Below are 19,430 nucleotides of genomic sequence, written 5' to 3'. Positions count from 1 at the left end.
TTATCTATTAAAAGTCAATCGTTCTCCTGCTTTAACGTCTAAAACCTTAAAATTGTTATAAGCTAATTGTCCATTAACAAATGTATGAGTAATTCTACTTTTAAATGTATTGCCTTCAAAAGGAGACCATCCACACTTATATAAAATATTACTTTTATTAACTGTCCAAGGACTTTGTGGATCTACAATCACCAAATCTGCAAAATAACCTTCTCTTATATAACCTCGTTTTTCTACATTAAACAATATTGCAGGATTATGACAAGCTTTCTCAACTATTTTCTCAACTGAAATTTTACCTTGGTGATGCGCTTCCATTAAAGCCATTAAAGCATGTTGTACCAATGGACCACCTGAAGGAGCACTTGTGTAAGGGTTGTTTTTCTCTTCTAGGGTATGTGGCGCATGGTCTGTTGCAATAACATCTATTCTATCATCCAACAAGGCTTTCCATAACTGATCTCTATCTTTTGCTGTCTTAACCGCAGGATTCCATTTAATATGACTTCCTTTTTTAGCATAGTCTTCATCAGAAAACCATAAATGATGTACACAAACCTCTGCTGTAATTTTCTTATCTTTTAATGGTATTTTATTTGAGAACAAACTCGTTTCCTTACCTGTTGAAACATGAAACACGTGCAATCTTGCTCCAGTTTTCTTTGCTAATTCAATCGCTTTAGAAGATGATATATAACAAGCGTCTTCACTTCTTATAATTGGGTGCAATTCCATAGGAATATCATCACCATATTCAGCTTTATACTTTGCTAGATTTTTTTTAATCGTTGCTTCATCTTCACAATGTACCGAAATCACCATATCTGTACTCGAAAAGATTTTTTCAATAACCTTAGGGTCATCTACCAACATGTTTCCTGTAGAAGAACCTAAAAATAGTTTTAATCCTGCTACAGTTTTAGGATCAACTTTTAAAATCTCATCTAAATTGTCATTGGTACCACCAAACATAAACGAGTAATTAGCGTAAGATGAATTGGCTGCAATAGCAAATTTCTCTTCTAACTTTTCTACAGTCGTAGTTTGTGGGTTGGTATTTGGCATTTCAATAAACGATGTTATTCCACCTGCCAAAGCTGCTTTAGATTCAGATTCTATGTCTGCTTTATGTGTTAATCCTGGTTCTCTAAAATGAACCTGATCATCAATCATACCAGGAAAAACATAATTACCTTCTACATCAATTACATTAATATCTGAAGACTTAACGCTTATAGAAATATCTATTTCTTTTATAATATTGTCTTCAATAAAAATATCACCTTCAACAATTTTTCCTTCGTTGACGATTCTGGCATTTTTAATTAGGGTATTTCCTTTCATGGTCTTTTACTTAGTAAATAAACTTTTAATTTTTAAACTAATCACTCCAAAAATAGCTTCAGAAATAATACTTCCACTCATTTTTGACTTCCCTTTGGTTCTATCTTTAAAGATAACAGGAATTTCTACAATTTGAAATCCTTTTTTGTAAGCTTTAAATTTCATTTCAATTTGAAATGCATAACCTACAAACTTTATTTTTTTTAAATCAATAGCTTCTAAAACAGACTTTTTATAGCAAACAAAGCCTGCTGTAGAATCTTTGACTTTCATTCTTGTAATCAATCTTACATAACGAGATGCTCCATAAGATAAAATAATACGCGACATTGGCCAATTAACAACAGTAATTCCTTTTACATATCTAGAACCAACTGACATATCCGCTCCATCAATAGCACAAGCCTCATATAATCGTATTAAATCTTCTGGATTATGCGAAAAATCCGCATCCATCTCAAAAACATATTCATACGAATGCTCTAAAGCCCATTCAAAACCAGCAATATAAGCGGTACCTAAACCGCTTTTTTTAGTACGTTCTAATAAAAACAATTGGCCTTTAAATTCTTGTTGGAGTGTTTTAACAGTTTCAGCAGTATGGTCTGGAGAATTATCATCTACAACTAAAACATGAAAACTTTTTGGTTGCGAAAACACAGTTCTAATGATTGATTCAATATTTTCAATCTCGTTATAGGTAGGAATTATGACAATTGCGTCAGACATTTACTCTCTTTTAAAATACTCTTTTGAGCAGCTTTTAGAATTTTAACAAAAGTAAAGTTTTTAATGGATTTTATATCGGAATTAACTTTTTTGATAGATAAGAATCTCACTTATAACTTTAATCTCTTTTTTTTATAATTTAGCAGCATGCGAAATTATATTACATACGAGTGGTTTACCATTTTCACAATCATAGGATTGTTCTCTATCGTTGTTGCAAAATATATAAATACGCTACGCTTTAATGACTTTTTGTATGTTATTGGTAATTCTAAATATTTAAAAATTTACACTAAAGATCAAAAATTTATAGATCAGTTTGACAGCTTTTTATTTATAAACCTAAGTTTATCATTTAGTATTTTTTTATTCTTTGCCTACTCCACATTTATATCTCCATTAGATTTTGAACTAGTTTCCTTCTTAAAACTACTATTTGTAGTATCTACTGTTATCATTATAAAAACACTTATAGAACGGCTTATAGGTAGTCTTTTTGAAATAGACAGCTTAATGGACCAGTACCTTTTTCAAAAAACAACCTTCAAAAATTTATCTGGTATTGTTTTTTTAATTGCTAATTTGTTTTTACTGTATACAAACATATCTATTGAAATAATAATAACAATAGGGTTTTCATTGGTTTGTATTATTAATTTGATCGGTTTTTTATCTTCATTCAAAACCTATCAAAAACTATTAAATCCTAATTTTTTCTATTTTTTATTGTATCTTTGCGCTCTCGAAATTGGACCTTATATACTTTTATATAAGGTTATTAGAGAGTATAACGCTTAAAACACAAGGTTTACGTATGAAAGTGAAAACGATTTTAGTATCCCAACCAGAGCCTAAAATAGAGAACTCTCCATACTTTGATTTGCAAGAAAAGCAAAAAGTTAAGGTGGACTTTAGACCCTTCATTCATGTTGAAGGTGTATCATCCAAGGATGTAAGACAACAAAAAGTTGACCTCAGCAAATACACAGCTATTATCCTTACAAGTAGAAATTCAGTAGATCATTTCTTTAGAGTTGCAGACGAAATGCGATTTAAAGTACCAGATTCTATGAAATATTTTTGCCAGTCTGAAGCTGTAGCATATTACTTGCAGAAATATGTGGTTTATAGAAAACGTAAGATTTATGTTGGTAAACGTACTTTTGAAGATTTAATACCTCTTATTAAAAAATATAAGGACGAATCTTTTTTATTACCTACAACAGATAAAGTAAAGCCTGTAATTCCAGAAATTTTAGATGAATTAGGCGTAAAATGGAAACAAGCTACATTTTACAAAACGGTAATCAGTGATTTATCTGATTTATCTAATGTGACTTATGATATTTTAGTATTCTTTAGCCCATCTGGTATAGAATCATTATTCCATAATTTCCCAGACTTTAAGCAAAACGAAACGCGTATTGCTGTATTTGGAAACACAACAGTTAAAGCTGTTAAGGAAAAAGGATTGCGTGTAGATATTTCTGCACCAACACCTGAAACTCCATCAATGACTATGGCATTACAGAAATATATTGATTCCGTTAATAAAGGAAAATAATTTCTTTTCAATAATTTAATATAAAATCCCAACTAAAATTTTTAGTTGGGATTTTTAGTTTTAAAACAATAGACTCATTTATATATTCACTAATTCATTATTAGTCATTTGTTTTATATCTTCATAGAAGTTTAAGCATAAAAAAAGCGATTCTAATTAAAGAATCACTTTTTTATATATCTGAGTCGCTAATTAAAACGAATAACGTTGAGGGCCACCACGTCTCACTTCTTCAGACGCATAAGATTCAAACTTCTTAAAGTTCTCTCTAAATGCGTTTGATAGCTTAAATGCCATAGTGTAATATGCTTTATCATCGTTCCAAGTTGTTCTTGGGCTCAATACTTCTGTAGGCACTCCAGGACATGTTCTTGGTTGTGCTACTCCAAATACAGAGTGAATATGATAATCTTCATAAGTATAATCACCTAACTCTCCATTTAAAGCTGCGTTAATCATAGCACGTGTGTATTTTAATTTCATACGTGTACCTACTCCGTAAGGACCACCTGTCCAACCCGTATTAACTAACCATACATTTACACCTGCATCTTTCATCTTTTTACTTAGCATCTTAGCGTATTCCGTTGGATGCAATGGCATAAATGGAGCACCAAAACAAGCTGAAAAACTTGGCACTGGCTCTACCACTCCTGCTTCTGTACCAGCAACTTTTGCGGTATAACCAGAAATAAAGTGATAAGCTGCCTGACTTGGTGTTAATTTAGATATTGGAGGTAAAACTCCAAAAGCATCTGCTGTTAAGAAAAAGATGTTCTTAGGATTATTACCTATAGATGGTTTTCTAATATTTTCTATATGATAAATTGGGTAACTAACTCTAGTATTTTGTGTAATTGACGTATCAGCAAAGTCTACAACGCCTTTGTCATCCATTATTACATTTTCAAGAATAGCTCCTTTTTTAATTGCTGCAAAAATCTCTGGTTCTTGTTCTTGAGAAAGATTAATTACTTTAGCATAACAACCTCCTTCAAAATTAAATACAGAGTTTTCTTTTGTCCAACCATGTTCATCATCTCCAATTAAACTTCTGTTAGGATCTGTAGATAATGTTGTTTTTCCTGTTCCTGATAATCCGAAGAAAATGGCTGTATCATCATCCTTACCAACATTTGCACTACAATGCATTGGTAAAGTCTCTTTAAATACAGGAAGGATAAAGTTTAAAGCAGAGAAAATTCCTTTTTTAATCTCGCCTGTATAACCAGTTCCACCTATTAAAGCAATCTTACGTGTAAAATCTAATATTGCAAAATTGTGTTGACGCGTTCCATCAATTTCTGGATCTGCCATAAAGCCTGGTGCATTTACCACAGTCCACTCTGGTGAAAAGTCTTTTAACTCATCTTCCGTTGGGCGTAAAAACATGTTGTAAGCAAACATATTACTCCAAGGATACTCATTAATAACTCTAATATTTAACTTGTAATCTTCATCTGCACAAGCATAACTATCACGTACGTAAATTTCCTTTTCAGATAAATAATCTACCACTTTATCATAAAGCTTCTGAAATTTATCACTTTCAAAAGGAATGTTGATATTTCCCCACCAAACTTTGTCTTTGGTAATATCATCTTTTACAATAAATCGGTCCATTGGAGAACGACCTGTAAATTCACCTGTATTAACCGCTAAAGCACCAGATGAGGATTCTACGCCTTGTCCTTTTGTAATGGTTTCAGAATGAAGCTCATCAGAGGATAGTTGATAATTAACTTTTGCATTTTTAATTCCATAATTTTCTAACGAAATCGTTTTCGTTAATTGGGAATGATTTGCCATAATATTTGTGTTGTTTAGTGCTGCAAAATTAAAATTTTATTTTGAAACAGCTCCTTTGATCAACATTAATCGACCTTATTTCTTATAATACCGACTAACATCACTACCCAAGCGGCAATTAGTAATAATCCACCTACTGGAGTAATTAATGCAATAGTCTTAAAATCAAAGCTTGAAAGCGAATTAGTAGCCAAACTATATATGGATCCAGAAAAGAAAATCACTCCCAAAACCACCAAGTAAAATACTGTTTTTTTCATTTTTAAATTCAAGAATGAAGTACTCCCTAAAATTAAAAGAAAAAAAGCATGATAAAACTGGTAACGTACGCCAGTTTCGAAAGATTTAATAGCATCAGCATCAATTAATTTCTCTAAACCATGAGCCGCAAAAGCCCCTAAAATAATACCTAAAACGCCTAAGATTGCTCCTGTAATTAATAGTGTCTTGTTCATAATTAAATATGGATTTTAGGTTTTTATTGCCTATTGTATTTATTACTTTCGTTGAACACAAAATTAGTTATATAAACCCATTATGCGAAACATTTTAATTATTGGTGCAGGTAAATCTTCATCATATCTTATAAAATATTTACTCGATAAATCTCAATCTGAACAACTTCATATTACTATTGGAGATCTAAATGTTGACAATGCTAAAAAATTAGTTGGCTCACATCCAAATACAGATGTTATTCATTTAGATGTCTTTAATGCAGCATCTAGAGTTGCCGCAGTTAAAAAAGCAGATATCGTAATTTCAATGTTACCTGCACGTTTTCATATTGAAGTGGCTAAAGACTGTATTACCTACAAAAAGAATATGGTTACAGCATCTTATGTTAGTGAAGAAATGCAAGCCTTAGATGCTGAAGCTAAAGCCAACAATCTTATTTTTATGAATGAAATTGGTGTAGATCCTGGCTTAGATCATATGAGCGCTATGCAAGTCATAAATCGCATAAGAGATAAAGGTGGCAAAATGATTTTATTTGAATCATTTACAGGTGGATTAGTAGCACCTGAAAGCGATAACAACCTGTGGAATTATAAATTTACATGGAATCCAAGAAACGTGGTAGTTGCAGGACAAGGTGGTGCTGCAAAATTTCTGCAAGAAAACCAATTCAAATACATACCATATAATCGTTTATTTAGACGTACCGAATTTTTAGATGTTGAAGGTTATGATAGATTTGAAGCCTATGCTAATAGAGACTCTTTAAAATATCAACAAATCTATGGCTTAGACCATATTAAAACATTGTATAGAGGTACTATGAGACGCGTTGGTTTTAGTAGAGCTTGGAACGTTTTTGTGCAATTAGGAATGACCGATGACAGCTACACTATAGACGACAGTGCTAATATGAGTTACCGTGACTTTGTGAATTCATTTTTACCATATAGCCCAACAGATTCAGTTGAACTTAAATTTAGACATGCCTTAAAAATTGACCAAGATGATATCGTTTGGGACAAATTTTTAGAACTCGATATTTTTAATTCTAAAAAAATGGTAGAGTTAGATAAAGCAACACCTGCTCAAATTCTTCAAAAAATCTTAATGGATAGTTGGACCTTAGACGAGACTGACAAAGATATGTTGGTGATGTACCACAAATTTGGATACGAACTTAATGGCGAAAAACATCAGATTGATGCCACAATGGTAACACTTGGTAAAGATCAAACTTATACAGCTATGGCAAAAACCGTTGGTTTACCTGTGGCAATTGCAACTCTAGCTATTTTAAATGGTAAAATAAAAACACCTGGAGTACAAATACCAATTACAAAAGAGGTTTACACACCTATTTTAAAAGAGTTGGAGGCTTATGATATTATTTTTAAAGAACATGAAGTGCCTTATTTAGGTTACAATCCTTTAAATGTTTAAAATAACAATTAAATAGAATTACCCCTTAAAGCGTTTCAAATTGAAACGCTTTTTTTATCTTTAACTTTCAAAATAAAAGCCTAACAACTTATGAAGATTAACGATAATGGTATTTACATCGATGGTATAGATAAAAAAATACTACGTGCATTAATGGAAGATGCCAGAACTCCAATACTTGAAATTGCTCGTAATGTTGGCATTTCAGGAGCTGCGATTCATCAACGTTTAAAGAAACTAGAGAAATCTGGGCTTTTAGCAGGTTCAAAATTTATTATTAATCCCAAAGCATTAGGTTATACCACTATGGCTTTTGTTGGAGTTTACTTGGATAAAGCTATTAGTAATCCTGAAGCTGTAAAACAACTTCAAAAAATTCCTGAAGTTATAGAATGTCATTATACCACTGGTAATTGGTCCATTTTTATTAAAATATTATCTAAAGATAATGAACACTTAATGCATGTTCTTAATTCTGAAATACAAAGTATAAAAGGGGTATCGAGAACTGAAACGTTTATTTCTTTACAAGAACAAATTAATAGACAGATTAAGATTTAAAAAAAAGTCCATTTGCAGGATACAAATGGACTTTCTCATGTATAAAAAACAACATACTTTATGGCGCAGGATTTGGAATCTCAGCATGCACTGCATTTATCGCTTTCATTACATCCTCAGATAAAGACACATTAATACTATCAATATTTTCTTCTAACTGCTTTAAACTAGTTGATCCTATAATATTACTCGTTAAAAAAGGCCTATCATTCACAAAAGCTAATGACATTTGCGCTAAAGACATATTATTGTCTTCTGCTATTTTTAAATAGCGTTTTGTAGCTTCTGTCGCTTTGTCTCCACTATAACGTGCAAATCTCGGAAACAGTTTTAATCTCGTATCATCACCTGCTGTTCCTTTTATGTATTTCCCAGACAATACACCAAATGCCATCGGAGAATAGGCTAATAAACCAATATGTTCTCTGTGCGCTACTTCTGCTAAATCTACTTCAAACACTCTATTTATTAAAGAATAGGCATTTTGTATGGTAACCATTCTTGGTAGATTATGTTGTTTGGATTCTTGCAAATAACGCATGGTTCCCCAAGCTCCTTCATTAGAAATACCAACTTGTCTTACTTTACCAGATTTTACAATCATATCTAAATTGTGAAGAATTTCATTAAAATTATCTTCCCAAGGATCATTTGGATTATGAACGTAATCTCTTGTTCCAAACATTTTAGTCTGTCGTTCTGGCCAATGTAATTGGTATAAATCTATATAATCTGTTTGTAAACGTTTTAAACTATTATCAACCGCTTCATTAAGCGCTTCTTTGCTAAAACCGTTAGTTCTAATATGTGCAGTATAATCTCCTGTACCAGCAATTTTAGTCGCTAAAACCACTTTATCTCTGTGACCTGTTTTTGTAAACCAATTTCCTATAATACGTTCTGTTTCTGCATAAGTTTCCTTTGTTGCAGGAACTGGATACAACTCGGCAACATCAAAAAAATTAACCCCTTTATCTAAAGCAAAATCCATCTGAGCAAAACCTTCGTCTTGGGTATTTTGGTTGCCCCAAGTCATGGTACCAAGGCATATTTTACTCACTTTTATATCTGTATTTGGTAGTGTTGTGTATTTCATAGCATTTCCTACGAAAGCAGGAATCTCTTTTTAGTTCAACATTTAGGTTCTAAATTAGGTTTCGACTGCGCTCAACCTGACAGTAAATATAAGAAGACCTCACAGGTTTTAAAATCTGCGAGGTCTAAATGTTTGTTAATATGCCATTACGAAAAGCTTTTAGCGTCGAGACAATTTATTCAAACTGAAACTCAAATTCAACAGATTGCTTCGTTCCTCGCAATGACTTTCCAGTTTAAATCTCATTCAAAAGTTTAGAAATCTCATCTAATTTAGGCGTTAAAATCACTTCTATTCGTCTGTTTTTAGCTTTACCTTCTGAAGTCTCATTTGATGCGATTGGTGCAAATTCTCCACGACCAGCTGCTGTTAAGTTTTCAGGATTAATAGCATCATTTTCTCTAAGGATATTTACAATAGCTGTTGCTCTTTTTGCAGACAAATCCCAGTTACCACTTAATTGTGCATTACCTTTATAAGGCACATTATCTGTATGACCTTCTATTAAAACTGAAATCTCAGGATTTTCAGCTAATACACTTCCTAATTGTTTTACGGCTTGTGCTCCTTGTGCACCTACGTACCAACTTCCAGATTCAAACAACAATTTGTTCTCCATAGAAATGTAAACTTTTCCATTACGTTGTTCTACAGTTAACCCTTTTCCTTCAAAATTAGTTAAGGCTTTAGAAATCGCATCTTTTAATTTATGCATCGCAGCATCTTTTGAAGCAATCACATTTTCTAATTCTGCAACACGTTGTGAGCGACTCTCTAATTCTTTTTTTAATGTATTTAAACGTTCGTTTTCTGCTGCTAAGGCTTGTTCTTTAGCCTCTAATTGTGCTAAAAGCTCTCTGTTTTTTTGTGCATTTTTTGCTATGGATGCAGAACTATTTTCTTCTAATGCTTTGTATGATGCCTTTAAAGTTTCGAGATTATTTTTAGAAGCTGCATAGTCTGCCTGAAGTTTATCGCGTTCTGAAACAGCAGCTTCATAAGCCGATTCTAATTCATTTAAATCATTAGAAACTTTTGTTTTTTCCTTGGATAATTCTGCCATTTCATCAGTTAGACTTCGGTTTTCTTTTTTAAGATTGGCATATTTATCTTCAAGGTCTGTGTAAATTTTCTTCGACACACAAGAAGTGAATAGTGTAATAGTTAATGCTAAAATTGAAAGTTTTTTAATCATAGTATATTGTTTAGGTTAAGTTGTTCGTTTTTAAATTCAAATTAATTTTTAAAGATCTAATTCCAATAAAATAGGGCAATGATCACTATGTACTGCTTCCGTTAGTATAACGCTGCGTTTTATTTTTTCTTGTAATGGTGCACTTACCATGGCGTAATCTAACCTCCAACCTTTATTATTAGCTCTAGAATTTGCTCTATAGCTCCACCAAGAATATTCCTGACGCTCTGGATGTAAATGTCTAAAACTATCTATAAACCCACTTTCTAGAAATTCACCTAACCACTCGCGTTCTTCTGGTAGAAATCCAGAAACGCCTTTCATTTTTGGGTTGTGAATATCTATTTCTTCATGACAAATATTATAGTCACCACAAACCACCAAATTAGGTTTTTCAGTTTGTAATTCATTCAAATAATTGTGAATAAGATTCATATATTCAAACTTATGCGATAACCTTGCATCATTAGTTCCAGATGGTAAATACATGCTCATCACAGAAACGTCGTCATAGTCTACTCTGATGTTTCTACCTTCAAAATCCATAGATTCTATTCCTGTTCCTAATTCTATATGATTGGGTTTATTTTTACATAAAATAGCAACTCCACTATAGCCTTTTTTCTGTGCGCTAAACCAATAATTGTAACTATAACCAGCATCTGTAAACAAATTAAGATCTAGTTGTTCTTCCATCGCTTTAATTTCTTGCAAACAAACAACATCAGGATCTGTTGCGGTTAACCATTCTATAAAGCCTTTATTTAAAGCTGCTCTGATACCATTTACGTTATAAGAAACTATTTTCATATGCATTTCCCACAAAAGTGGGTATCTATTTTTAGTTAAACAATCGTTGAACTGCTAAATTAAATAATACGCTACTTTTACACCATTATTTTAAGCTTGTTTTAACGATAAAATATTTTTTGCTTTAAGCAGTTATAACTTTACATGAAAATTGCTATTTCTTTTATTCTAATGCTATCTGTTTTTTGGGGCTTTTCCCAAGAGCAGGATAGTAATTTTAGACAAAAAAAAGTAGCCGTTAAAGATTCCATTAAAATAGATTCTGTAAGCATAAATCCTTCGCGCTTTGCAGTGAGAACAAAGGATAATAAAATAATAGATTCTACATTATACTCAGTGAATTTTGCAAAAGCCATTCTACGCTTTAAGCAACCCACGGAAATAGATACAATTCAAATTGAATATTTGCGCTATCCAAAGTTTATCACCAAGGTTTATAAACAACTAGATGATGAAGTTATAATAGAGCGTTCGTCGCAATTTCAACAATTATATACATTACAAAATACGAAGTCTAAAACTACATTTACACCTTTTGATGGATTAACAACTTCTGGAAGTATTTCGCGAGGTGTTACTATTGGAAACAATCAAAATTCAGTATTAAATAGCGAATTAGATTTACAGATTTCAGGAAAGTTAAGTGATAAAGTTTCGCTTAAAGCGTCCATCCAAGATGCTAACATTCCATTGCAAGAAAGTGGATACTCTCAGCGTTTAGATGAATTTGACCAAGTATTTATAGAATTATTTAGCGACGATTGGAATATAAGAGCCGGAGACATTGACCTAGAAAACACAAAAAGTTATTTTGCTAATTTCTCAAAACGCGTACAAGGATTGTTGGTAAATGCTCATTTAAGCGAAAAAACGTCTGTTTTTGCATCTGGCGCGCTAGTTAGAGGTCAGTTTACAACAACACAGTTTGCAGCTCAAGAAGGTAACCAAGGACCATATAAATTACTTGGTTCTAATAATGAGCTGTTTGTGCTTATTGTTTCAGGTAGTGAAACGGTGTATGTAAATGGTATTCCTTTAGAGCGTGGCGAAAACAACGATTACGTTATAGATTACAATGCTGGTGAAATTGTCTTTAATTCCACATTTCCTGTTACTTCAGAAATGCGAATTACGGTAGATTACCAATTTAGCGAACGTAATTACTCGCGATTTACCGTTTTTGGTGGCGCAAGTTTTGAAACAGAAACCTTAAAATTAAATGTGTCTATCTATTCTGAGAGTGATGCTAAAAACCAACCCTTACAGCAAAACCTATCTACAGAACAAACACAAATTTTAGCTGATGCTGGTGACAATACAGATTTAATGGTAGCACCTTCTGCCTCACTAACGTCATATTCTGAAAACCGTATTTTATACAAAAAGGAGCTTTTGGGAGGAGAAGATATATTTGTGTTTTCTAACGATGCGGAAGACGAATTATTTAGCGTTCGTTTTACGCTAGTTGGCGCTAATCAAGGAAATTATGTATTGAGCAATGCCAATGCTATTAATAATATTTACGAATATATTGCTCCAATTGCAGGTATTCCACAAGGTAATTACGAGCCTATTCTTCAACTTATTGCTCCAGAGCGTTTACAAATTGCGGTTGTAAATGGGCAATACAAACCTTCTGAAAAAACAGATCTCTTTTTTGAATTAGCAGGAAGCAAAAAGGATGATAATTTATTTTCGAGTATAGATGATGAAAATAATGATGGCTATGCTGGAAAATTCACATTAAAACAGAAATTAATTCAATCAGATAGTCTTTGGAATTTATCTGCACTCATTGATACCGATTTTATTCAAAAAAACTTTAATACCATCCAACGTTTATATAGAGCAGAATTTACTCGTGATTGGAATATAGACGCTTCAGAAACCAGTGAAGAAAATATAGAGTTTGGCAATCAATTATTATTCACTACTGGTTTGCGCTTATCTCATGCAAAAAAAGGGGCAGCGACTTATAATTTTGAACATTTAAATTATTCTGAAAACTTCACTGGAAACAGACATCAAATCACGGCAAATTTACGTTTAGGTGATTTTACAATGTTTTCAAATTCTAGTTATCTAAACAATGAAAGCACTATAAATCGTTCAACCTTTTTAAGGTCTTTTAATCGCGTGGTTTACGGAAAAAATAATAAATGGACAGGCGTAAAATTTTCTACCGAAGATAATGAGCAACGCACCAAAGCAACTGACATTCTTACACCATTGAGCCAAAAATTTAAAGCATACGAAGCTTTTGTTGGCATTGGAGACAGCACCAAAGTTTTCGCAGAAATAGGTTATATAAAACGATTTAATGATAGCTTAAGAGACAACAACCTAGAGCGTGTTAATAGTTCTAATACTTATTATTTAAAATCAAGATTGATTCAAAATAAAAATACCACACTTCAGTTTTATGCAAATTATAGAGATTTAAAGTCGGAAGATAATAGCATTGAAGATGAACAAAGTTTGAATAGTAGATTGAATTACAATCAGAAATTATTTAAAAACCTAGTTATTTTAAACACCAGTTTTGAAACCAATTCAGGAACTTTACCACAACAAGATTTTACTTATGTGGAAGTTGAAGCAGGACAAGGAGCTTATACCTGGATCGATTACAATGATAATGGCATACAAGAATTAAACGAATTTGAGATTGCACAATTTACAGATCAAGGCAGCTATATTAGAGTGTTGTTACCTAACCAGGTTTATGTACAAACGCATCAAAATCGATTTGGGCAAACCCTTACCGTAAATCCGCAAACATGGAGTGTTTCTGAAAATAAAACCGAACAATTTTGGTCTCATTTTTATGATCAAGCATCATTTATTGTGGACAGTAAAAAGTTTAAAACTGGAAATTCATTTAATCTAAATCCATTTGAAGCTTTAAAAGATGATTTAGATACTGAAGAGTTTGCATCCTTAAATTACAGCATTAGAAATGTATTATTTTTTAATAGAGGTAAACAACATTACACTACGTCTTATACCTTTTTAACCAATAAAAGCAGAAATTTGCTTTCAATAGGTTTTCAACAAAATAAAACCAATAGCCATCAGCTTAATTTTAATCATAAATTAGATGTTAACTGGTTGGTAACTACCTTGGTTAGTTTAGGACAGGAAGATAGCAAAAGTCAGAATTTTACCGACAGAAATTACACCATTGACAATTACCAATTTAAACCTAAACTAAGTTATTTGTTTAGCGAGAATGCCCAATTTGATGTGTTTTATCAATACACATCCAAAGAAAACACTATTGGCAGTTTAGAAACCTTATCACAGAATAATTATGGTTTATCTTTCACCTATAATAATGCTCAAAAAATAGCACTAACAGGAGAATTTAACTTCTTTAAAAATGAATTTGATGGTAATGCCAATTCACCTGTTGGTTATCAGATATTAGAAGGATTACAATCTGGAAAAAACTACACATGGAGTTTATTAGCCCAAAAGAAATTGACAAAGTATTTAGATTTGAATTTAAATTACTTCGGAAGGAAATCTGAAACTTCTAAAATGATACACACTGGTACCATTCAACTAAAGGCTTATTTCTAGGTGATTTGTAACATTTATCACTTATTGTAAGTACTAATATTTGTATCTTTACTCTCGTTATGAGCAAACTAATCGCTTTTACATATTCGTTTTTGATACTTATTCAAAGTTTCAATATTGGCTTAGAAGATCTCTCTAAGCTTAATGTTTTATTGGAGCATGCTGAGTATCATAAAGTAATGTATGGTGATAGTTTTTATCAGTTTTTAGCAGAACATTATGGAGATGCTAAGGACGACCATGAAAGTGAGCACGAAGAGCATAAAGGTATGCCATTTAAGGATACTCAGCATTTATGTTCTCATTTTAGCACACCTTTTATAAATCCTGATATTACGTTTGAATTTACACATCAGAGTTTTGTCGCCATACCTTTTAATTTTCATTACGAAGAAACGTTTACAAGTTTCGAGAATTCTTCCTTTTTTCACCCACCCAAACACGCATAATTCACTTTAGATTTAATCCTGTTTTATAAAAAACAGGCATTCATTATTTCTTAATTTTTGAATTATGTTAGAACACATCATAAAATTCAGCCTTAAAAACAAGCTGATTATCTTCTTGTTTACAACGTTTATTATCGGTTTCGGGATATTCTCATTAACCCAAATTCCTATAGGAGCTGTTCCAGATATTACTAATAACCAAGTACAAGTAATTACCACATCTCGTAATTTATCTACTCAAGATGTTGAGCAGTTTATCACCTATCCTGTGGAATTAGAAATGGCGAATTTACCTGGTGTTGAAGAAATTCGGTCTGTGTCTAAATTTGGTTTGTCTGTAGTTACTATTGTTTTTGAAGACGATATGGGAACCTATCTTCCTAGACAATTAATTGCCGAGAAAATAAAGTCGGCGTCAGAGAAAATCCCAGAAGGTTTTGGTAGTCCAGAAATGGGACCAATAACCACTGGTTTAGGTGAAATTTACCAATACATTTTAGATGTAAAACCTGGTTATGAAGACCGTTATTCACCAACCGATTTAAGAACCATACAAGATTGGATTGTTAAGCGCCAACTTTCCGGAATCCCAGGTGTAGTTGAAGTGAATACTTGGGGCGGATTTTTAAAGCAATATGAAGTTGCTATCAATCCAAATAAACTGAATGCGATGGGTATTTCTGTTTCCGAAATTTTTGACGCTTTAGAAAAAAACAACAGTGTTGCAGGTGGTGGATACATTGAAAAAACAGACCAAGCCTTTTTTATTCGTGGTGAAGGTTTGGTGAAATCACTTGAAGATGTTGGTAATATTGTGGTGAAAAATGAAGGCGTACCCATTTACATAAAAGACATAGCAAAAGTAGGTTTTGGCAGTGCAACACGTTTTGGTGCCATTACAGGAAATGGACAAGGCGAAAAAGTGCTAGGCCAAATAATGATGCTAAAAGATGGCAACTCTAAAGCCATTATAGATGCTGTAAAAGAACGTGTGGCTTCTGTACAAAGTAGTTTACCAGAAGGTGTTTTTATTAATGGGTTTTTGGAACGAAGTGAACTCATAGGAAAAACCACATTTACAGTCTCTGAAAACTTAATTTTAGGCTCACTCATTGTCATTTTTGTGGTGGTTTTATTGTTGGGTAATTTACGTTCTGGTTTAGTAGTGGCTTCTGTTATTCCGTTGAGTCTATTATTCGCTATTTCCTTAATGAATCTTTTTGGTGTCGATGCTAATTTAATGAGTCTTGGCGCAATTGATTTTGGGATTATTATTGATGGAGCAGTCATCATTGTAGAGTTCATTGCGTTTAGAATTATTACCCAAAGCAAAAATCTAAAAGCACTCACAAAAGAGGCAAAACAAGTCGAAATTGATGCCATTACACTAAAAAGTGCCTCAAAAATGATGAATTCCGCCATTTTTGGGCAATTAATCATTTTAATCGTTTTCATTCCAATACTATCTTTAAGTGGTGTAGAAGGTAAAATGTTTAGACCAATGGCATTGACATTTAGTTTTGCATTAATTGGAGCCATGTTGCTATGTTTAACCTATGTTCCTGTGGTGGCTTCGTTATTTTTAAAACCGAATAAACCAAGCGACAAAAATGTGTCTGTGAGATTAATGAAGCTTTTAAACTCTTGGTACAAACCTTCTATTAATTGGGCTTTACATCACAAAAAATTAGTGATTGGTTTAGCTATGCTCTTATTAGTTTCAAGTTTTTATGTGTTCAGTAAAATGGGTGGCGAATTTGTACCAACTTTAGATGAAGGTGATTTTGTGATTCAACCTGTTTTAAAAACAGGAACTTCATTAGGTAAAACCATAAAAATCACCACTAAAATTGAGCAAGTATTATTAGATAATTTTCCTGAAGTAGACCAAGTAGTGAGTAGAATTGGCGCAGCAGAAGTCCCAACAGACCCAATGTCTATGGAAGAAAGTGATGTTATTATAAAATTAAAACCTAAAAAAGAATGGGTTTCTGCAAAAAACAAAGATGAATTAGCAGATAAATTTAAAGAAGCCTTGACTATAATTCCAGGTATGGAAGTGGAATTCACCCAACCTATTGAAATGCGATTTAACGAATTAATTACTGGTGTTAGGGCAGACATTGCCATTAAAATTTTTGGTGACGACTTATCTGTTTTAGCGAATAAAGCAGATGAAATAAAACGTCTGATTCAAGATGTAGAAGGTGCTTCAGATATTATTATCGAAAAAGTGGAAGGCTTACCGCAAATGAGCGTCACCTTCAATCGTAGCAAAATTGCGCGTTATGGCTTAAATATTTCAGATGTCAATCAATTAATTTCCATGGGATTTGCAGGTGGAACTGTTGGTAGTGTTTTTGAAGGTGAAAAACGTTTTGATTTAGTGATTCGTTTAGATGAAAAGAATCGAAAGAATATAGAAAGCCTTAAAAATTTATATGTTGATACACCAAGTGGTATTAAAATTCCGCTTAGTGAATTGGCAGACATTACCTACTCTACTGGTCCTGCAAAAATATCTAGAGACGATACTAAACGACGTATTGTAGTTGGTATAAACGTAAGAAATAGAGATTTACAATCCGTTGTAGATGATGTGCGAACTATTCTTGACAAAAATCTAAAATTACCTGTTGGTTACACCAGTACTTATGGTGGACAATTTGAAAATTTACAAAGTGCCAAAGCGCGTTTAACTGTAGCTGTTCCTATTGCATTAGTATTAATTTTTGTATTGCTCTACTTTGCATTTAATTCTGTTAAAGAAGCTTTATTGGTTTATTCTGCAATTCCACTTTCAGCCGTTGGTGGCATTCTATTATTGTGGTTGCGCGATTTACCTTTTAGTATTTCTGCAGGTGTTGGTTTTATAGCGCTTTTTGGGATTGCAGTACTTAACGGAATCGTCCTCATTGAGCATTTTAACGAACTCAAAGCACAAGGCATTAATGATATTGAAGAACGAATAAAACGTGGTGCTACAGACCGACTTAGACCTGTTTTATTAACTGCCGTGGCTGCTGCATTAGGATTTTTACCAATGGCTATCTCAACTAATGCAGGTGCAGAAGTGCAACGACCTTTAGCTACAGTAGTTATTGGCGGATTATTCACTGCAACCGTCTTAACACTCATTGTTTTGCCTGTATTATACGCATGGTTTGAAGAGAAAAAAGAAATTAAAATGAATAAAACAGCTATAATTACTGTGATTGGGTTCTTTTTTATGATGAATCTAAACGCACAATCTCAACTCACTGTAGAGCAAACTTTAGAATTAGCGTTAGAAAACAATGCGAGTTTAAAAGCATCTAATTTACAAATTGAAAAAAGTGATGCTTATGTTGGAAGCGCTTTTAGTTTTGATAAAACAGCATTGTATTATAATTACGATGAGAATAATTTAGCGATTAATAATGAACCTTTAAAAGTGTTTGGTATTGCTCAAGATTTCAGATTTCCGACCGTTTATTTTGCTGAAAAGAAAGTGAATAAAGCCATGATGCATTTGGAAGAGTCTAAATACAATATGGAATTTCAGCAAGTTAAAAAGAGGGTTTACGCTAGTTATTATCAACTACGTTATGCCAAACAAAAAGCAGAAACGTATCGGTTTTTAGATAGTTTATATCAAGATTTTGCTAAAAAAGCAGCACGACGTTTTGAACTCGGTGAAACCAATTATCTCGAAAAAATTTCAGCAGAATCTAAACAAAAACAGCTTCATACCTTATATAAACAGGCTTTGCAAGATGTAGAATTTTCAAAAGAGCAATTAAAAGCAATTGTTCAAGTTGATAGCTTAGAAATTGTTGACCAAAATTTAGAAAAATTAGAACTGAACAGTCCTTCGATGCAAAATAATTCGGGTCTACTCTATTTTGAAAATGCGAAAAACTATCAAAACGCTATTTACCAATCTGAAAAACAGAATTTATTGCCAGACCTTAATTTCGAATATTTTCAAGGTACAAATGACCAATTGAACACTAATATTAAAGGCTATCAATTCGGAATAAAAATTCCGTTATTATTCTTCGGAAATTCTTCAAAAATCAAAGCATCTAAAATTGCTAAAGACATCATTTCAGAGCAAAAACAAGATTACGAAGTGCAATTAAATTCAGAATATAAATCGCTTCTAACCACATTGAATAAATATAATGAAGCTATCAATTATTACGACACACAAGGCAAACGTCTAAAGGATGAAATTATAAAAACAGCTAACCGAACCTTTAAAGAAGGTGAAATTGACTTTTTTCAATACATCCAAAGTTTAGAAACAGCTAAAGACATTGAGCTGACATATTTAGATAATTTAAACGCATATAATCAGACAGTCATAAACATTAATAATCTTATTTTAAAAATATATTAATC

Annotated in this window: 14 protein-coding genes; 7 read left to right on the top strand and 7 right to left on the bottom strand. The window is 32.5% G+C overall.

What is annotated here, in order from left to right:
• Both ACJJVO_RS13980 and ACJJVO_RS13975 read right to left on the bottom strand, forming a co-directional pair.
• A complete protein-coding gene (locus ACJJVO_RS13980; RefSeq protein ID WP_405575179.1) occupies positions 1-1,344 on the bottom strand; it encodes a dihydroorotase in 1,344 nt (447 codons plus the stop codon).
• A gap of 6 nt (positions 1,345-1,350) precedes the next feature.
• Positions 1,351-2,073 carry a polyprenol monophosphomannose synthase gene (locus ACJJVO_RS13975; protein WP_405575177.1) on the bottom strand — a complete coding sequence of 241 codons (723 nt, stop codon included), beginning with the start codon at positions 2,071-2,073 and terminating at the stop codon, positions 1,351-1,353.
• Between the two features lie 147 nt (positions 2,074-2,220).
• Here ACJJVO_RS13975 and ACJJVO_RS13970 point away from each other — a divergent pair, with 147 nt between their 5' ends.
• Positions 2,221-2,871, top strand: a complete 651-nt coding sequence (locus ACJJVO_RS13970; RefSeq protein WP_405575175.1) for a DUF4271 domain-containing protein — start codon at positions 2,221-2,223, stop codon at positions 2,869-2,871.
• 16 nt (positions 2,872-2,887) lie between these two features.
• Positions 2,888-3,637, top strand: coding sequence for a uroporphyrinogen-III synthase (locus ACJJVO_RS13965; protein WP_405575173.1), 750 nt, complete (start codon positions 2,888-2,890; stop codon positions 3,635-3,637).
• Between the two features lie 192 nt (positions 3,638-3,829).
• On the opposite strand, the gene pckA is transcribed toward ACJJVO_RS13965, so the two are convergent.
• Together pckA and ACJJVO_RS13955 are read right to left on the bottom strand one after the other, a co-directional pair.
• On the bottom strand, positions 3,830-5,446 hold the full coding sequence (gene pckA / locus ACJJVO_RS13960) for a phosphoenolpyruvate carboxykinase (ATP) (protein WP_405575171.1): 1,617 nt from the start codon (positions 5,444-5,446) through the stop codon (positions 3,830-3,832).
• A 65-nt stretch (positions 5,447-5,511) separates the two neighbouring features.
• Positions 5,512-5,901: a DUF423 domain-containing protein gene (locus ACJJVO_RS13955; RefSeq protein WP_405575169.1), complete on the bottom strand. Its 390-nt coding sequence runs from the start codon at positions 5,899-5,901 to the stop codon at positions 5,512-5,514.
• Between the two features lie 82 nt (positions 5,902-5,983).
• On the opposite strand from ACJJVO_RS13955, the gene ACJJVO_RS13950 reads away from it, so the two are divergent.
• Complete coding sequence (locus tag ACJJVO_RS13950; protein ID WP_405575167.1) at positions 5,984-7,348, top strand: saccharopine dehydrogenase family protein; 1,365 nt, start codon at positions 5,984-5,986, stop codon at positions 7,346-7,348.
• Positions 7,349-7,438: 90 nt separating this feature from the next.
• Positions 7,439-7,909 carry an Lrp/AsnC ligand binding domain-containing protein gene (locus tag ACJJVO_RS13945; protein ID WP_115815785.1) on the top strand — a complete coding sequence of 157 codons (471 nt, stop codon included), beginning with the start codon at positions 7,439-7,441 and terminating at the stop codon, positions 7,907-7,909.
• A gap of 58 nt (positions 7,910-7,967) precedes the next feature.
• Here ACJJVO_RS13945 and ACJJVO_RS13940 read toward each other — a convergent pair whose 3' ends face one another.
• The 3 genes from ACJJVO_RS13940 to ACJJVO_RS13930 form a co-directional block, all read right to left on the bottom strand.
• The gene (locus tag ACJJVO_RS13940) at positions 7,968-9,005 is read right to left on the bottom strand and encodes an aldo/keto reductase (protein ID WP_405575165.1); all 1,038 of its coding nucleotides are present in this window, start codon (positions 9,003-9,005) and stop codon (positions 7,968-7,970) included.
• A gap of 235 nt (positions 9,006-9,240) precedes the next feature.
• Positions 9,241-10,200: an OmpA family protein gene (locus tag ACJJVO_RS13935; protein WP_405575163.1), complete on the bottom strand. Its 960-nt coding sequence runs from the start codon at positions 10,198-10,200 to the stop codon at positions 9,241-9,243.
• A 48-nt stretch (positions 10,201-10,248) separates the two neighbouring features.
• Positions 10,249-11,010: an exodeoxyribonuclease III gene (locus tag ACJJVO_RS13930; RefSeq protein WP_405575161.1), complete on the bottom strand. Its 762-nt coding sequence runs from the start codon at positions 11,008-11,010 to the stop codon at positions 10,249-10,251.
• A gap of 144 nt (positions 11,011-11,154) precedes the next feature.
• On the opposite strand from ACJJVO_RS13930, the gene ACJJVO_RS13925 reads away from it, so the two are divergent.
• From ACJJVO_RS13925 to ACJJVO_RS13915, 3 genes are all read left to right on the top strand, one after another.
• A complete protein-coding gene (locus ACJJVO_RS13925) occupies positions 11,155-14,595 on the top strand; it encodes a hypothetical protein (protein ID WP_405575159.1) in 3,441 nt (1,146 codons plus the stop codon).
• Between the two features lie 59 nt (positions 14,596-14,654).
• Positions 14,655-15,044 carry a hypothetical protein gene (locus tag ACJJVO_RS13920; RefSeq protein WP_405575157.1) on the top strand — a complete coding sequence of 130 codons (390 nt, stop codon included), beginning with the start codon at positions 14,655-14,657 and terminating at the stop codon, positions 15,042-15,044.
• Positions 15,045-15,108: 64 nt separating this feature from the next.
• Positions 15,109-19,428 (top strand): CusA/CzcA family heavy metal efflux RND transporter, encoded by a 4,320-nt coding sequence (locus tag ACJJVO_RS13915; RefSeq protein ID WP_405575155.1) that lies wholly within the window; start codon positions 15,109-15,111, stop codon positions 19,426-19,428.
• Positions 19,429-19,430 lie beyond the last annotated feature (2 nt).

Source organism: Winogradskyella sp. Asnod2-B02-A, from assembly GCF_045063645.1.
Taxonomy (GTDB): domain Bacteria; phylum Bacteroidota; class Bacteroidia; order Flavobacteriales; family Flavobacteriaceae; genus Winogradskyella.
The sequence above is the reverse complement of the archived record's forward strand: the minus strand, read 5'-3'. Positions and strand labels throughout refer to the sequence as shown.

What these genes read in the sequence shown, in the direction of transcription:
- ACJJVO_RS13935 (WP_405575163.1), bottom strand. Translation starts at nt 10,200, where the DNA reads ATGATTAAAAAACTTTCAATTTTAGCATTAACTATTACACTATTCACT.
- pckA (WP_405575171.1), bottom strand. Translation starts at nt 5,446, where the DNA reads ATGGCAAATCATTCCCAATTAACGAAAACGATTTCGTTAGAAAATTAT.
- ACJJVO_RS13930 (WP_405575161.1), bottom strand. Translation starts at nt 11,010, where the DNA reads ATGAAAATAGTTTCTTATAACGTAAATGGTATCAGAGCAGCTTTAAAT.
- ACJJVO_RS13925 (WP_405575159.1), top strand. Translation starts at nt 11,155, where the DNA reads ATGAAAATTGCTATTTCTTTTATTCTAATGCTATCTGTTTTTTGGGGC.
- ACJJVO_RS13975 (WP_405575177.1), bottom strand. Translation starts at nt 2,073, where the DNA reads ATGTCTGACGCAATTGTCATAATTCCTACCTATAACGAGATTGAAAAT.
- ACJJVO_RS13940 (WP_405575165.1), bottom strand. Translation starts at nt 9,005, where the DNA reads ATGAAATACACAACACTACCAAATACAGATATAAAAGTGAGTAAAATA.
- ACJJVO_RS13950 (WP_405575167.1), top strand. Translation starts at nt 5,984, where the DNA reads ATGCGAAACATTTTAATTATTGGTGCAGGTAAATCTTCATCATATCTT.
- ACJJVO_RS13965 (WP_405575173.1), top strand. Translation starts at nt 2,888, where the DNA reads ATGAAAGTGAAAACGATTTTAGTATCCCAACCAGAGCCTAAAATAGAG.
- ACJJVO_RS13920 (WP_405575157.1), top strand. Translation starts at nt 14,655, where the DNA reads ATGAGCAAACTAATCGCTTTTACATATTCGTTTTTGATACTTATTCAA.
- ACJJVO_RS13945 (WP_115815785.1), top strand. Translation starts at nt 7,439, where the DNA reads ATGAAGATTAACGATAATGGTATTTACATCGATGGTATAGATAAAAAA.
- ACJJVO_RS13955 (WP_405575169.1), bottom strand. Translation starts at nt 5,901, where the DNA reads ATGAACAAGACACTATTAATTACAGGAGCAATCTTAGGCGTTTTAGGT.
- ACJJVO_RS13970 (WP_405575175.1), top strand. Translation starts at nt 2,221, where the DNA reads ATGCGAAATTATATTACATACGAGTGGTTTACCATTTTCACAATCATA.
- ACJJVO_RS13980 (WP_405575179.1), bottom strand. Translation starts at nt 1,344, where the DNA reads ATGAAAGGAAATACCCTAATTAAAAATGCCAGAATCGTCAACGAAGGA.
- ACJJVO_RS13915 (WP_405575155.1), top strand. Translation starts at nt 15,109, where the DNA reads ATGTTAGAACACATCATAAAATTCAGCCTTAAAAACAAGCTGATTATC.